The 14,815-nt window shown below is 65.4% G+C and carries 11 protein-coding genes; 4 read left to right on the top strand and 7 right to left on the bottom strand.

Translation table 11 applies throughout. From position 1 onward, the window contains the following. Positions 1-94 precede the first annotated feature (94 nt). A complete protein-coding gene (locus ACPEES_RS19645) occupies positions 95-2,788 on the top strand; it encodes a bifunctional acetate--CoA ligase family protein/GNAT family N-acetyltransferase (protein WP_435105424.1) in 2,694 nt (897 codons plus the stop codon). 317 nt (positions 2,789-3,105) lie between these two features. On the opposite strand, the gene ACPEES_RS19640 is transcribed toward ACPEES_RS19645, so the two are convergent. After that, positions 3,106-3,675, bottom strand: a complete 570-nt coding sequence (locus ACPEES_RS19640) for a cysteine hydrolase family protein (RefSeq protein WP_435105422.1) — start codon at positions 3,673-3,675, stop codon at positions 3,106-3,108. Between the two features lie 101 nt (positions 3,676-3,776). Here ACPEES_RS19640 and ACPEES_RS19635 point away from each other — a divergent pair, with 101 nt between their 5' ends. The 3 genes from ACPEES_RS19635 to ACPEES_RS19625 all read left to right on the top strand — a co-directional run bounded on the left by ACPEES_RS19635 (position 3,777) and on the right by ACPEES_RS19625 (position 6,309). After that, a complete protein-coding gene (locus tag ACPEES_RS19635; RefSeq protein ID WP_435105420.1) occupies positions 3,777-4,349 on the top strand; it encodes a DNA-3-methyladenine glycosylase I in 573 nt (190 codons plus the stop codon). A 388-nt stretch (positions 4,350-4,737) separates the two neighbouring features. Next, positions 4,738-4,983 (top strand): YrhK family protein, encoded by a 246-nt coding sequence (locus ACPEES_RS19630; protein WP_435105418.1) that lies wholly within the window; start codon positions 4,738-4,740, stop codon positions 4,981-4,983. Positions 4,984-5,298: 315 nt separating this feature from the next. Continuing rightward, entirely contained in the window at positions 5,299-6,309 is a 1,011-nt protein-coding gene (locus ACPEES_RS19625) for a LacI family DNA-binding transcriptional regulator (protein ID WP_435105416.1), read from the top strand. A 50-nt stretch (positions 6,310-6,359) separates the two neighbouring features. Here ACPEES_RS19625 and malG read toward each other — a convergent pair whose 3' ends face one another. The 6 genes from malG to ACPEES_RS19595 form a co-directional block, all read right to left on the bottom strand. Next, positions 6,360-7,250: a maltose ABC transporter permease MalG gene (malG, locus tag ACPEES_RS19620; RefSeq protein ID WP_435105414.1), complete on the bottom strand. Its 891-nt coding sequence runs from the start codon at positions 7,248-7,250 to the stop codon at positions 6,360-6,362. A gap of 4 nt (positions 7,251-7,254) precedes the next feature. Continuing rightward, positions 7,255-8,778, bottom strand: a complete 1,524-nt coding sequence (gene malF / locus ACPEES_RS19615; protein ID WP_435105411.1) for a maltose ABC transporter permease MalF — start codon at positions 8,776-8,778, stop codon at positions 7,255-7,257. 64 nt (positions 8,779-8,842) lie between these two features. Then, positions 8,843-10,030, bottom strand: a complete 1,188-nt coding sequence (malE, locus tag ACPEES_RS19610) for a maltose/maltodextrin ABC transporter substrate-binding protein MalE (RefSeq protein ID WP_435105409.1) — start codon at positions 10,028-10,030, stop codon at positions 8,843-8,845. Between the two features lie 49 nt (positions 10,031-10,079). Beyond that, positions 10,080-11,222 (bottom strand): ABC transporter ATP-binding protein, encoded by a 1,143-nt coding sequence (locus ACPEES_RS19605; protein ID WP_435105407.1) that lies wholly within the window; start codon positions 11,220-11,222, stop codon positions 10,080-10,082. A 26-nt stretch (positions 11,223-11,248) separates the two neighbouring features. Next, positions 11,249-12,868, bottom strand: coding sequence for an alpha-glucosidase family protein (locus ACPEES_RS19600; RefSeq protein ID WP_435105405.1), 1,620 nt, complete (start codon positions 12,866-12,868; stop codon positions 11,249-11,251). A 64-nt stretch (positions 12,869-12,932) separates the two neighbouring features. Further along, a complete protein-coding gene (locus tag ACPEES_RS19595; protein WP_435105403.1) occupies positions 12,933-14,198 on the bottom strand; it encodes a maltoporin in 1,266 nt (421 codons plus the stop codon). Between the last annotated feature and the right edge of the window lie 617 nt (positions 14,199-14,815).

Here is a 14,815-nt window from a genome sequence, read left to right as displayed (position 1 = left end):
CGACGGACGGAGACCCGGGCGGGTGGGCAGTCGACACCGATGACTGCTTTACTGTCACGCGTCGGCCCGCCATGGAAGCGTCCGCGCACCCGCTATGACCATACGCAATCTCGAATACCTCCTCGCACCCCGCTCCGTCGCCCTGATCGGCGCCAGCCGCCGGGCCGGCAGTGTAGGCAGCGTCGTCGCCCACAACCTGTTCAAGTCCGGCTTCGAGGGGCCGGTAATGCCGGTCAACCCCCGACACGCCGCCGTGGAGGGTGTTCTCGCCTATCCCGACGTGGCAAGCCTGCCGATAACGCCCGATCTAGCCGTAATCGCCACGCCGCCACACACGGTAGCGGAAATCGTCGACGCGCTCGGGCGGCGCGGCACCCGTGCCGCCGTCGTGATCACCGCCGGTTTCGGCGAAGGCGGCGACCGTGAGGGCCGGGAGCGACGCCAGACCATACTCGAGGCCGCACGTCCACATCTGCTCCGCGTACTCGGTCCCAACGGTCTGGGGCTGATCGTACCGCGAATCGGGCTGAACGCGAGCTTCTCTCACCTTACCCCGCCCCACGGCCGCATCGCCTTCGTCACTCAGTCCGGGACCATCGTCACCGCCGTTCTCGACTGGGCAAAAAGCCGCGACATCGGCTTCTCCCACCTGGTCTCCCTGGGCGACATGGCGGACGTGGATTTCGGCGACATGCTCGACTACCTGGCAAGCGACCCGGATACCCGCGCGATACTGCTGTACGTGGAGACGGTGACCGCCGCCCGGAAGTTCATGTCCGCCGCCCGCGCCGCCGCGCGCATGAAACCGGTGATCGTGGTCAAATCCGGGCGCCATGCGGAAAGCGCGCAGGCCGCCGCTTCGCATACCGGCACCCTTGCCGGTGCCGACAGCGTCTACGACGCCGCCTTCCAGCGCAGCGGGATGCTGCGGGTCGATACGCTGGGCGAGCTCTTCGCCGCCGTGGAGACCCTGGCGCTGGCAGCAACGCCGGCCGGTGACCGGCTGGTGATCCTCACCAACGGCGGGGGTGTCGGCGTACTCGCAACCGACGCACTCATCGCCCGCGGAGGACAGCTCGCGACGCTGAGCGAGGATACCCGTGAACGCCTGGACGCCGTGCTGCCGAGCACGTGGTCACGGGGCAACCCGGTGGACATCATTGGTGACGCCGACGGCGAACGCTACGCACGAGCGCTGGAGGTTCTGCTCGACGCCGACGAGGCCGACGCCGTACTGATCCTCAACTGCCCGACCGCCATCGCCGATCCGGGCGATGCCGCCGCGGCGGTGGTACGCACGGTAACCGCACGGCCGCGACACGGGCGCAAGCCGGTGCTCACCAACTGGATCGGCGACCACCTGGCCGTGCCGGCACGGCAACGCTTCGCCCGTGCCGGGCTGCCGAGCTACACGACGCCGGAAGCAGCGGTGCGCGCGTTCATGCACGTGGTGGAGTTCCACCGCAACCAGCGCGCTTTGCTGGAGACGCCCCCCTCGGTGCCCGAAGCTTTCACGCCGGACACGGAGCGCGCCAGGTCCATCATTGCCCAGGTTCGCGATGACGGCCGCGAATGGCTTTCCGAGGCCGAGGCCAAGGACGTACTCGACGCCTACGGCGTACCCGTGGTGCCCACCCGCATCGCCGCCGACGAGGACGACGCGCGGCGACTCGCCGCAACGATGTCCGGCCCGTTCGCGCTCAAGATCCTGTCACCGGAGATCTCCCACAAGAGCGACGTCGGCGGCGTCGCCCTGGATCTCGCCGACGCCGGAGAAGTACACGAGGCCGCCGCGGGCATGCGTGAGCGGGTACGCCGTCACCGCCCCGGGGTGCGCATCGACGGCTTCACCCTGCAGCCCATGATCGACCGGCCCCAGGCATGGGAGCTGATCGCCGGCATCGCCGAAGACCCGCAGTTCGGCCCGGTCGTACTCTTCGGTCAGGGGGGCACCGCCGTGGAGGTGATTCGCGACCAGGCCCTCGGCCTGCCGCCGCTGAATCTCAAGCTCGCCCTCGACATGATCGCCCGCACCCACGTGGATCGCCAGCTCCGCGGTTTTCGCGGCACTCCGGCCGCCGACCGCGAAGCGATCGCCCTCACGCTCATGCGGCTGTCGCAGCTGGTCGCCGACATCGGTGCGGTCAGCGAGGTCGACATCAACCCCCTGCTCGCAGACCATCGCGGCGTGCTCGCCCTGGACGCGCGCATGCGGGTGAGCGATCGCGACGGCAGCGGCACATCGCGCCTGGCCATCCGCCCCTACCCACGGGCTCTCGAAGAAACCCTCACGCTGGACGACGGCCGGCAGCTCATGTTGCGCCCAGTGGTGCCCGAAGACGAAATCGAGCTGCGCGAAGCATTCACGCGGCTCACCCCCGACGAGGTACGACTGCGCTTTTTCATGCCCATGAAGCGCCTCAGCCACATCCAGGCCGCGCGCTTCACACAGATGGACTACGATCGGGAAATGGCTCTGGTGCTCAGCGAGCCCGGCCCCCCGGGGCACACACGTATCCACGGCGTGGTGCACATAAGCGCCGATCCGGACAACACCCGCGCCGAATACGCCATCATCATTCACCGCGACTTCACCGGGCACGGCCTCGGGCGGCTGCTGATGCAGCGCATCATCGACTACTGCCGCCACCGCGGCATCGGCGAGGTGTTCGGCGATGTGCTGCGCGAGAACCACGCCATGCTGCATCTCTGTCAGAAGCTGGGCTTCCGTCGCAGCCGCCACCCCGATGAGCCAGATGTGGTACGCGTGACACTGGCGCTCGCCTGACATGACGAACGATCCCGGTGCCGGCCATTGCTACTACTAATCCGATCATAGGTAATACCACATGTCAGCGAGGCTGTCGGGCGTTCTCGCAAGGCGCGAGGCGCGTGGTGTAGCAAGCGCTACATGAGCGACGAGCAACGCCGCGAGAGCGCCCGACAGCCTCGCCCGAAGGGAGCGCTTGTGCGATTCGGCTGCGGCGTTGCGCTCACTCGACGTGAGCCTTGCCACGCCTTCGCTCGCGCGCCTGGCAGCCGAATCGCACAAGCGCTCTGACACGTGGCATTACCTGTGATCGGATTAGTAACCTTTCGAAAAGGTTAGTCGCCGTTCGACAGCGCGCGCAGCACCGCCTCGGCGGTGACGACCTGCGCGTACTCCCCGTCCAGATTGGCGAGAGAGAGGGCGTGGACCGTCTCGGCGTCCTGGCGCAGGCCGCGGTAATCGGTGCGCGCAAAGGTGGCACAGGCATCGGCCACCACCCGGGTGCGAAAACCGAGATTGCCGGCCATGCGCACGGTTGCCTCCACCGAGTTGTTGGTGATCACACCGCAGATCACCAGGCCGTCGACACCCCATTCACGCAGCCGGATTTCCAGATCGGTGCCGATGAACGCGCTGTTAACGGATTTCGTGATCACCGGTTCGTCGTCCAGCGGACGCGCGTCCGGCTTGAAGCCGAACCCGGGACCGTCCGGGCGGTACGTGGAACCGGGCTCGCGGGAGGCGTGACGCACGTGCAAGACGCGCCGGCCGGCGTCGCGGAAGGCGGCTCGCAGCTCGGCGATGCGTTGCTCGGCATTCGGGTTGTTGCGCTCGCCCCAGCTCGGGTCGTCGATCGCCCGCTGCACGTCGACGATGAGCAAAGCATCGCGTTCACGGATCTCCATCGCGAATCTCCTTTTCGAAGGCCCTTTCGACCACCCCGGGCCACCCGGGGCGCACGCGTGATAAGCTTTTCGAACCGGCACACGAACGAAAAGAACCAATCATGCCTACACGCTGCGCCTGGTGCACGGACGATCCGGCATACATCGCCTATCACGATTCCGAGTGGGGCGTGCCGGTTCACGACGACCGCCGCCTGTTCGAGTTCCTCATCCTCGAAGGCGCCCAGGCGGGGCTTTCGTGGCTGACCATCCTGCAAAAGCGCGAGGGCTATCGCCGCGCCTTCCACGGATTCGATCCGGCCCAGGTGGCGGCCATGAGCGACGGCGAGCTGGAAGATCTGCGCGGCGACCGCGGCATCGTGCGCAACCGGCTCAAGATTCAATCGGCGCGCACGAACGCCCGCGCGTTCCTGGACCTGCGGGAACGCCATGGCAGCTTCGCGGACTACCTCTGGGGATACGTGGACGGGCAACCGGTGATCAACCATTGGCCGGACATCAGTGCCGTCCCCACTTCGACGCCGTTGGCCGAGCGGTTGTCCAAGGATCTGCGGCGGGCCGGCATGCGCTTCGTCGGCCCCACGATCTGCTATGCCTACCTCCAGGCGGTGGGCGTGGTCATGGATCACACCACGGACTGCTTCCGGTACGCCGAGCTTACCAACACCTGTTGAGCGCGACGCACAGCAGCCACCGCCGGAATTGATCGAGCCGGGCATGGCGCCTGACGCGAGCGCATCGGAGCATCATCATGGACAGCGACACGAAATGGAACGCCGGCGACGACGGCTCCCTGACCTTCACCCTGGGGCACGAGCAATTACTAATCTTCTCAGAGGTATTGTCATGTGTCAGAGCGCCACAGCGGTTCGGGGGCAAGGCGCGCTCGCGCCGGCGTGGCGGGGCTCACGTCAAGCGAGCGCAACGCCGCCACCGGGCCGCTGTGGCGCTCCCTTCGGGCCGGTCTGTGCGCCGATGGCCCCGCGTTGCTCGCCGCTCATGTAGCCCGGCTACACGGCGCGCCTCGCGCCTTGTCCCATCGGCGCACAGACCGGCTGACGCATGACAATACCTCTGAGAAGATTAGTAGTTATCCGCCGGCGCTACGAAGTCCTGAGCATGCTCAATGACTTCGCCATCGGCTCGTGGTTTCTCGTGGGCAGTGTGTTCTTTCTCTACCCGAGTCTGATGGACGCGGGGGTGTGGCTGTTCATCGTCGGCAGCGCGCAGTTTCTGCTCCGGCCGATAATTCGCCTGGCCCACCGCCTGCATCTGCAGCGGATACCCGCGAGCAACTGGGAATTCTGACCACGGCGCCGTAAGCCGCCTCCCCCGCCCCGCCTCCCGGCAGACCCGATCCCGGCGCAACGGGCGGGGGCGCGCACGGCGCAGCCCGGCCGCCAAGCCGGCACGCGACCACCGCTGACTCGCCAGCGCGGTGCGAGGGGCCTACCGGGAGGCGTCACGCTGATGTACCGTCCCGGAAGGGGATAACCAGTATAGCCGCGCTCACCCGCTTCGCCACCATGGGTCGAGCCGGGCGCTGCTCCCGCATGGCAAACACCCTTGTACGGTTGCGGGTATCCTTTTCGGGGACCACGAGCCAATGGGAGGAGAGCCAGCGTGCAACGTGACGGAGCGACCATAAGCCAGGTCGCCGCACACGCCGGCGTATCCGCGGCGACGGTTTCGCGCGTGTTCACCGGCAGCGCGCGGGTCAGCGATGTCACCCGCGAGACAGTGCTCGCCGCAGCGCGCGAGCTCGGTTACCGGCCCAGCGCCATCGCGCGATCCCTGGCCCGCCAGCAGGGCATCGGAATCGGGATGGTGGTGGGCGATATCGGCGCGCCCTACTACGCGCCAGTCATGCAGAGCGCCGAACGAACCCTGCGCGACTGCGGCCAGATGCTCGTGGTCGCCAGCGGCTACAACCGCCGCAAGGGCGAGCTGTGGGCCATCGACTTCCTGCTGGAACAGCGCTGTGCAGCCCTCATCATCCATGCCGGCGGTCTGAGCAACGACGAGCTCGTGGCGCTGTCCCGCCGCGAGGTACCCATCGTGGTCATGAACCGCCGGGTGCCGGGCCTCGACGGCCGGTGTCTGTGGGTGGATCACTACACCGCCGGCACCCTGGTCGCCGACTACCTCGTCGACCACGGCCACCGCGCGCTCGCCACGATTACCGGTCCGCTGGCGATCAACGACGCTGCCGACCGCCACGCCGGCTTCCGGGACCGCGCGGGCGAACACGGTGTCACCCTTGCCGACAGCGCCATACGTCACGGCGACTACTCGCTGGAAAGCGGAACGGCAGCGATGCGGGAATTGCTCCGCGACGGCATGTCATGGACAGCCGTATTCTGCGGCAATGACAACATGGCGGTGGGCGCGATCGAGGCGCTCACGCAGGCCGGCTACCGGGTGCCCGAGGACGTCTCGGTGATCGGCTATGACAACACACGCCTCGCCGCCCTCTACCGACCGCGGCTGACCACCGTGGACATCCCCATCGCGGCGATCGGTCACGCAGCGGCGCACACCGCGCTCGCCGCCCTCCAACTCCCCTGCGAACCGGTTGCGCACGCATTCAGCGGAACACTGGTGGAGGGCGATACCGTCACGCAGCGGTTGTAGCAGCGCGCGCCCCGGGGCGGGCCAACACCCGCGCCCGGGGCGGTGCCGACTCAGCCCTTGACGCCGCCGGCGGTCAACCCCGAGACGATCCAACGCTGAGCGAGCAGGAACACCGCTGTGATCGGCAGCCCGCTCAGCACTGCCGCCGCGGCGAAATCGCCCCACAGGTACTGTTGATCCTGAAGATAGAAGCGTGAGCCCACGGCCAGGGTCAGCTGCTCTTCGCTCTGGAGCAGAACCGAGGCCACGGGGTACTCGATGATCGCCATGATGAAGGCGAGCACGAAAACCACCGCCAGTATGGGCACTGCCATGGGCAGGACCACGTGGAAGAACGTCTGGAAGGGCGTGGCACCGTCGACGCGGGCGGCTTCCTCGATCTCCACGGGAATGGAGTCGAAGTAGCCTTTGATGGTCCAGATGTGCAGAGCCACCATCCCGAGATACGAAAGCACCAGCCCGCCATGGCTGTCGATGCCCAGCGCGGGCACGTACGTACCGATGGTCTCGAAGATGGCGTAGATGGCCACCAGCGCAAGCACGGCCGGGAACATCTGCAGGATGAGCATCGAGTTGAGCAGGGTGCGCTTGAAACGGAAGCGCATCCGCGCGAAAGCATAGGCGCTGGTCGTCGACAGAACGAGAATACCGGTCGCCGTGAGCGCGGATACCTTGATGGAGTTCCATAACCACAGCAGCACCGGGAACGGGGGCTGCATCAACCCGCCATCCGGCCCCCGAACCGGAAATCCGAACGCCAGCTTCCAGTGCTCCAGGCTGATCGTCTCCGGGATCAGGCTGCCCGAGGCGAAGTTGCCCGGCCGCAAGGAAATCATGATGATCATGAAGAACGGAAACAGGATCATCACGAGAAAGGCGATGAGCAGCACGTGGGTGAGATATACCCGCCAGCGCTGACGTTTACCCATGACCATGGCCATAGTGTCATACCTCCCGGGTTCCGCCGGCACGCGTCACGCGCAGGTTCACCAGCGCCAGCAACGCCACCATTGCGAAAATCACGGTGGATACCGCCGCCGCGAGACCGAAATTCTTGCCCGAATCCTCGAAGGCGATGCGGTAGGTGTAAGTGACCAGAATGTCCGTCGTGCCCGCCGGAATCTGGGTGCCGAGGAAATCCGGCCGTCCGCTGGTTAGCAGCTCGATGAGCACGAAGTTGTTGAAGTTGAATGCGAATGCGGCGATGAGCAGCGGCGTGAGCGGACGCATCAACAACGGGAAGGTCACCCGCGTGAACGTGCGCACCGGCCCCACACCGGCAAGGGCGGACGCTTCGTAGATGTCGTGGGGAATCGCTTTCAGCAGCCCCATGCACAACACCATGATGTACGGATAGCCGAGCCAGATGTTGACCATGAGGATCATCGTGCGGGCGAGCATGGGATCGGTGAACCAGCTCGGCTTGATACCGAACAGAGCATTCAGGATCAGGTTGATCTCACCGAAGTTCTCGTTGAACAACCCCTTGAATACCAGAATCGAGATGAACCCGGGTACTGCATACGGCAGGAACAGCAGCAACCGGTAGAGACCGCGGAAACGCAACGCCTCCCAGCTCAGGATGACTGCGAGCACCATGCCGATGGCCGTGGCGAAGAGCACGGTGAGCCCGGCGAAAGTCACCGTCCAGGCGAAAATCTTCACGAACGGCTCGCGGAAAGCGGGCTCGGTGAAGACACGCTCGTAGTTGTCGATGCCGATGGCAACGCGAAATCCCGGCGGTACGGCCTCGCCCTCGGCGTTGCGGAAGAAGCCGGTCTCGAAATCCGGCGTGAGCACGGTCCCGGTCTTGAGATCGGTGAGCGTGCCGTCGTCGTTGGCACGATATCGCGGCGCGATGGGTGCGAAGCTGCGCAGTTTGGCCATGCGCAGCTCGGTACCGTCGGGCAAGGCTACGTTCAGGCTTTTGAGCGCCTCGCGCTGGGCAATGAGCTGACGCAGGCCGAGTGCCTCCGGTAATGCGCCGCCGGCCCCGGCTGGCTGTGCCGGCAACGGCGTCTGCTCGTCACGCGGCAACGGGGTAGGTTCGGTGACGTACGCTTCGCCGGATGGCGCTTCGAGCCGCAAACGATAACCCGATTCCCCACGATGCAGCGTATACGGATAAACCGCCTCACCGGTGGCGTAGGTCTGCTCGAGGAAATACGACTTGGCGCGTTCGAAGGTGAGGATGTGCGACGAGCTGTAGTTCGTGAACCCGATCCACACCGTGTAGACGATGGGGAAGACCAGGAATACCGCCATGGTCAGCAGGCCCGGGTAGACGTAACGGTAGGCGTAGAGACGCCGCTTGAAGAAAACGTACGCGCTCAGCAACGTACCGGCGACAATCGCCAGCGCCAGCAACGGACGGCCACTTGCGTAGACCATCGTCGCCAGATAGAGGAACGCGAGACTGATCGCGACCACCACGCCCTGAGCGAGGCGATGTTTCGTATTGGGACTCATGGATGCGCCCGATTGCGATTGGACCGGCCCGGGCGATTCAGCCCGGGCCACGATCGTGTCAGCGCTACTGCGCCTCGATGCGTTTCGCCGCCGCCGCGAGCGCGGCGTCCGCGTCCTGGCGCCCGGCAGTGACGTTCTGCAACGCCGATTCCATCGCCGACCAGAACCGGCCCATGGCGGGCACATTCGGCATGGGCTCGCCCAGGCGCACGTTCTTCATGGTCGCGCGAATGGGCCCACTGCCGGGATCGTCAGCGACCTTTTCGTAGAAGCTCTTGCTCGCAGGCGTGCCCAGGGACACGTCGGCGTTCACCGTGGCGAGCCCATGGTGTTGCAGCAGGTAGTCCTCCAGGAACAGCGTCGCCAGGTCCACGTTCGGGCTCGAGGCGCTGATCATCGCCCCCCACACGCCCACGAAGGGCTTGCCGTATTCGTCGCCGACCTTGGGTATGGGGGCGACTCCGAAATCGATACCGCTGGTCTTGAGGTTCTCCCACGCCCAGGGGCCGCTGATCATCATCGCGATGTCGCCATTGTTCACCCCGGCCTCCATGTCGGAGTAGCTCGCCCCGCGAGGCATCACCCCCTCCTCGATCAGTCTCACGATGGTCTCCATACCTTCGCGAGCGCCTGCGCTGTCCACGCCGGTACTGCCGGTGATGTAGTCACCGTCTTCGGCCTTTTCGAAGACGTAACCGCCATTGGCGGCGAGCAGCGGCCAGCTGAAGTACGGCTCGTTGTAGTCCCAGAGGATGGCGTGTTTGCCCTGCTCACGCAGCTTCTTGTCGAGCTCGATGACCTCCTCGAAGGTCTCCGGCGGGGTATCGACGAGGTCGCGGTTGTAGATGAGCGACACCGACTCGAAGGACACCGGGTAGCCATAGACCTGGCTTCCGATGGTGAACCCGTCCCACCCGGTCTCGGCAATATCCTCGCGAATCTCGGGGCTGGGGGAGACGCGCTTGATCAGCCCGCCCTGCACCCATTCGCCGAGCCGGTCATGCGCCCAGAAGAAAATATCCGGCCCCTTGCCGGAGGCGGCAGCCTGCGGGAACTTGCTGGTGACATCCTCCGGATGCTCGACGGTAACCGGAATGCCCGTATCCTCGGTGAAGCGTTCGCCGACTTTCTCGATCCCCTGGTAGCCCTTGTCGCTACCCACCCATATGGTGATCTCGCCCGGCTCCGTCGCCTGAACGCTGGCGGCCAAACCAAGAGCCAATCCGGCAGTGATTGCGTGTCGCGCTTTCATTCCTATCCTCCTGATCACGTTATCGTTGTATGCCCCGTGCACCGTGCCGTCATCGCGCCGCCACCGCGGCGACCGGCTGACAGGCACGTACGTCCTCGGCGCCAGAGACACGGGCGAATGCCGCGCCCCGGGCATCGAACAGATGACATCCGTCGGCGACGACCCCGATACGCACGTCTTCGCCATGGGTGAAGAAGCGGTTGCCGGCAAACCTGGCCACCAGGGCGGTACCCGTGTCAGTGGCCACGTTGAGCAACGTCGACTCGCCCAACTGCTCGACCACTTCGACCCGCCCGCTCACTGCCGCATCGGCCTGCTCCTCGGCGACCACGTGCTCGGGCCGGACACCGACGGTCACCGCATCGCCGCTACGGGCAGCGGCGGCATCCACCGCCACCGGAAGCTCGGTGCCGTCCGCGAGCTTCACCCGCGCGCCATCGGCATGCCCTTCCAGCAGCTCGCCCTCCAGGAAGTTCATGCACGGCGAACCGATGAAGCCGGCGACGAAGCGGTCGGCGGGATGGTGATAGAGGGTGAGGGGCGCACCCACCTGGGCGATGCGGCCGTCGTTCAGGACGACGATCTTGTCGGCCATGGTCATGGCCTCCACCTGATCGTGCGTCACGTAGATCATGGTGGTGCCGAGCTCGTGATGGAGGCGCGATATCTCCATGCGCATCTGGATGCGCAGCGCCGCATCCAGATTGGACAGCGGCTCGTCGAAGAGGAACACCGACGGCTCCCGCACGATGGCGCGGCCAATGGCGACGCGCTGACGCTGGCCGCCGGAGAGTTGGCTGGGACGCCGCTCGAGCAGCGGCTCGATCTGGAGAATGCGCGCCGCCGCTTCCACCCGGCGGCGAATCTCCGCCTTGCCCCGCCGGGCGAGCTTGAGGCCGAAGGCCATGTTCTCGAACACGCTCATGTGCGGATAGAGCGCGTAGGACTGGAAAACCATGGCCACGCCCCGGTCCGCAGGCGGCACGTCGTTGACCGTCTGCCCGGCGATGCTCAACCGCCCCTCGGTGATCTCCTCGAGGCCGGCGATCAGCCGCAGCAGCGTGGACTTGCCACAGCCGGACGGGCCGACGAACACGACGAACTCACCCTCCTCAACCGTGAGGTCGAGCCCGTGAATGGTCTCCACCTCCCCGAAACGTTTGCGAATGCCTTCCAGCAACACCTCGGCCATGTCTCTCCCCTCCTCGGCGGCTGCATTCAGAACCGGGCGAACAGCGCCTGGTAGCCAGGCAGGCATACGTGCCCGTCACTGACCTCGCCGGCGAAGCCGTGGCCGGAAAGCGCTGTCACCGCGAGCCCGTCGGGCACCCGGATTTCCGCCGGTTCCCCGGCCAGATTGAACGCCACGAGCAGCCGCTCGTCGTCAGACTCGCGCTCGAACAGCAGTGTCTCGCCAGGCGCGTCGTGGAAGCGAATGGTGCCGTCCACCAGAGCAGGATGTGCGCGACGGAACGCCAGGAAGGCCCGGCAACGCTCCAACGCCGAGTCGCTGCGGGAGCGTTGGACATCCACTGCCTGCTCGCGGTGCTCACTGGGTATGGGCAGCCACGGCGTGCCATCGGTGAAACCCGCCTGCGGCGCACCGGCCTCCCAGGGCATGGGCGTACGGCAGCCGTCGCGCCCCTTGTAGCGCGGCCACATGTTGATGCCGTAGGGATCCTGGAGATCCTCGAAGGCGAGCTCGGCCTCGGTCAACCCGAGCTCGTCACCCTGGTAAACACAGGCTGCCCCCCGCAGGGACAGCACGAGCGCCATATACAGCGGGCCTACGGCATCGGGGTCGGCACCACGGCCCCAGCGCGTCGCCACCCGCTCCGTGTCGTGGTTGCCCACCGACCAGCATGCGTAACCATCGCCGAGCATCCCTTCCACGCCCTCGACGGTTTCACGGATGAACGCTGCGCTGGAGGCTTCGGTCAGCAGGTCGAAGCTGTAAGCCATGTGCAGCTTGTCGCCGCCGCCGGTGTACTCGGCCATGCGCTCGCGGCCATTGTCATCGCCGATCTCGCCCATCAGTGCGGTGGCGCCGTATTCGTCCGCGAGAGCCCGCAGGCGCTGGAGCAGGCCGATCATCTCCGGCCGGCTCTTGTCGTAGACATGCTGCTGAAAACTGTAGGGGTTCTCCGGATTCGCGAGCCCCGGCCGGAAGCTGTCGTCGAGCGGCTCATTGCTGCGCAGCGCCGGATCGTGGAACGCGTAGTTGATCGCGTCCAGGCGGAAACCGTCGACCCCGCGCTCCAGCCAGAAGCGCAGGTTCTCGAGCATGGCTTCGACGACCTCGGGGTTGTGCCAGTTGAGGTCCGGCTGGCTCGGCAGGAAGTTGTGCAGGTAGAACTGACAGCGGCGCGTATCCCACTGCCAGGCGGAGCCGCCGAAGACCGACAACCAGTTGTTGGGTGGCGTGCCGTCGGGGTTGCCGTCGGACCAGACATACCAGTCCGCCTTCGCGTTGGACCGATCCGCGCGACTCTCGGCAAACCACGGGTGCTGATCGGAGGTGTGGGAGAGCACCTGGTCGATCATCACCTTCAGATTCCGGTCGTGGGCCTCGGCGACCACCCGGTCGAAGTCCGAGAGGCTGCCGAACATGGGATCCACGGCGCAGTAGTCGGAAACGTCGTAGCCGAAATCCTTCATGGGCGACCGGAAAAACGGCGATATCCAGATCGCGTCCACACCAAGGTCCGCCACGTAATCGAGTTTGCGGCGAATCCCCTCGAGATCGCCGATACCATCGCCGTTGGCATCGAGGAAGCTGCGCGGATAGATCTGGTAGATGACGCTGCCGCGCCACCAGTTTCGGTCATTGGCGCTCATGTGATCCCTGTCGGTTGAAAGGTTGTGATGGTGGCGGGGCCAATGCCCCGCCATCCGGACCGTCCTACCACCAGGCCTCGACCTGAATACCGTAGGTCAGCCCGCTCGTATCGGTGCCGAAGACACCGTCGCCGAGCTCTCCGGCGGCGTCGTTCCAGTCGGCGTAGGTCACGAACGCGCGCAGGGCCGGCCGCGACCAGAAGCTCGCCTCGGGTGTGATCTGCGGGGCGACGGTGACCTTGGTCAGGCGGCTGGTATCGCCGTCTTCGGGGTCCACCTGGTCATAGCCCACCTCCACGGCGAGATCGAAGTACTGGTTGAAGTGGACGATGGGACGCACGCCGGCGGAGAACCAGTCCTGGTTGTCTTCCTGATGCTGGTAGACCGTGGTGAACTGCCCCGAGAAACGCTTGCTCGTCTGCCACTGGAGCTGCTCGACGATCCGCCAGCTCTTGGCGTCCTCGTCACCGATCGGATTCGGATAGGCCGCGGCCAGATTCGCCGCAGCGCCCTTGCCGTACTGAAGGGCGACACGGTTGTAACCGCCGAGCACACCGTCCTGCGTGTGCTGCACCGTGGCGAGCCAACCATTGGTGGTGTCCAGGTCGTCCTGGCTGTCGGCGTGCTTGTAGTCGAGCCCCAGGGTGAGGCTGCCGCCCGGGTTGGTCTCGAGCCCGTAGAGGCGGAAGTCGTGGCTGCTCACCACTGCTTCGCTGTCCGGAGTGCCGTCGCCGTCCGCGTCGATGTTGTCGTTGACATTGCGTCGATAGGCGTAGGCCAGCTTGCCGAAGCCGAGATCCACGTCCTCGATACCGCCACCCGGGCCGCTGTTGTCCCAGTAGTAGAAGTCGGTGATGTGGACGTCCTGGCGGCGATAGAAGCGTTTGCCCGCCCAGAACTTCGCGCCCTCGAGCATGCCACCGGCGACGTTGCCCGCCTCCACCCAGTTTTCGCGCAGGGCGAAATCGTTGGGACCGTCGGTGTCGAGCTGGCCGTCATTGTCGAAATCAGCGAGATCGACGAAAGACTCGTAGTCCTGATCGCCCTCGGCCACATAGGCGAGACGGCCGTGGTAATCGAAGTAGGCGCCGCTGTCGGTCTCGTAGAGTTTCTGATCCAGCGCGAGCTCGGCATAGGTCTCGCACTCGTTGCCCAGGCGGTATTTCGATCCCGCGCCCGGAAGCTGGAAGCAGACCTGATCCCCGCCTTCGCTGTTGGAACCCACGCCGGAGCGCAGATACCCGTGGAACTCCAAGGCGTGTGCTTGCCCCGCGGTCATGGTCGTGGCGATGGCTAGCGCCACCGGCGCACCGAGCCTGAGACTTTTCATGCTCGCTGTCTCCTCCTCAATGAACGATGCCGTCACGCACCGCCGGCATGGACGAACGCACCGGGCTGGGACGCCGTTTTTGTGGCCCGGTGCGCGCCGTGCGGCACGACGGACGAAAGTGTCGCGGAGGCACGGCAGTTGACTCAACCTAATGAAACCGCTTACACGATCGTTTTCATCAATTGTTTAACGCGGATGAAAAGATCGGATCTGAGTCGAGGGGAGAGAGGAAAGTGGAAAGAGGAAAGCGGCAAGCGGCAAGCGGCAAGCGGCAAGCGGCAAGCGGCAAGCGGCAAGCGGCAAGCGGCAAGCGAGAGAGTCGGCGAGTTTGGCTCGGGCCGCAAGGCTTCGGGTACGAATGCCCTTACCGGATGGGGCGCCTCGCCACCAGGGCACTACCACACACGGCGGCGAGTGCCGCTATTTGATCTTCGGACTTCGGACTTCGGACTTCGGGCTTCGGGCTTCGAACTTCGGCTTCGAACTTCGAACTTCGAACTTCGAACTTCGAACTTCGAACTTCGAACTTCGAACTTCGGCCTTTGCTCTTTGCTCTTTGCTCTTTGCTCTTTGCTCTTTGCTCTTTGCTCTTTGCTCTTTGCTCTTTGCTCTTTGCT

It is taken from the genome of Arhodomonas sp. AD133 (assembly GCF_051195215.1).
Taxonomy (GTDB): Bacteria; Pseudomonadota; Gammaproteobacteria; order Nitrococcales; family Nitrococcaceae; genus Arhodomonas.
The sequence above is the reverse complement of the archived record's forward strand: the minus strand, read 5'-3'. Positions and strand labels throughout refer to the sequence as shown.

Coding starts and splice junctions, on each gene's coding strand:
- ACPEES_RS19645 (WP_435105424.1), top strand. CDS start 95: ATGACCATACGCAATCTCGAATACCTCCTCGCACCCCGCTCCGTCGCC.
- ACPEES_RS19640 (WP_435105422.1), bottom strand. CDS start 3,675: ATGGAGATCCGTGAACGCGATGCTTTGCTCATCGTCGACGTGCAGCGG.
- ACPEES_RS19635 (WP_435105420.1), top strand. CDS start 3,777: ATGCCTACACGCTGCGCCTGGTGCACGGACGATCCGGCATACATCGCC.
- ACPEES_RS19630 (WP_435105418.1), top strand. CDS start 4,738: ATGACAATACCTCTGAGAAGATTAGTAGTTATCCGCCGGCGCTACGAA.
- malG (WP_435105414.1), bottom strand. CDS start 7,250: ATGGCCATGGTCATGGGTAAACGTCAGCGCTGGCGGGTATATCTCACC.
- malF (WP_435105411.1), bottom strand. CDS start 8,778: ATGAGTCCCAATACGAAACATCGCCTCGCTCAGGGCGTGGTGGTCGCG.
- malE (WP_435105409.1), bottom strand. CDS start 10,030: ATGAAAGCGCGACACGCAATCACTGCCGGATTGGCTCTTGGTTTGGCC.
- ACPEES_RS19605 (WP_435105407.1), bottom strand. CDS start 11,222: ATGGCCGAGGTGTTGCTGGAAGGCATTCGCAAACGTTTCGGGGAGGTG.
- ACPEES_RS19600 (WP_435105405.1), bottom strand. CDS start 12,868: ATGAGCGCCAATGACCGAAACTGGTGGCGCGGCAGCGTCATCTACCAG.
- ACPEES_RS19595 (WP_435105403.1), bottom strand. CDS start 14,198: ATGAAAAGTCTCAGGCTCGGTGCGCCGGTGGCGCTAGCCATCGCCACG.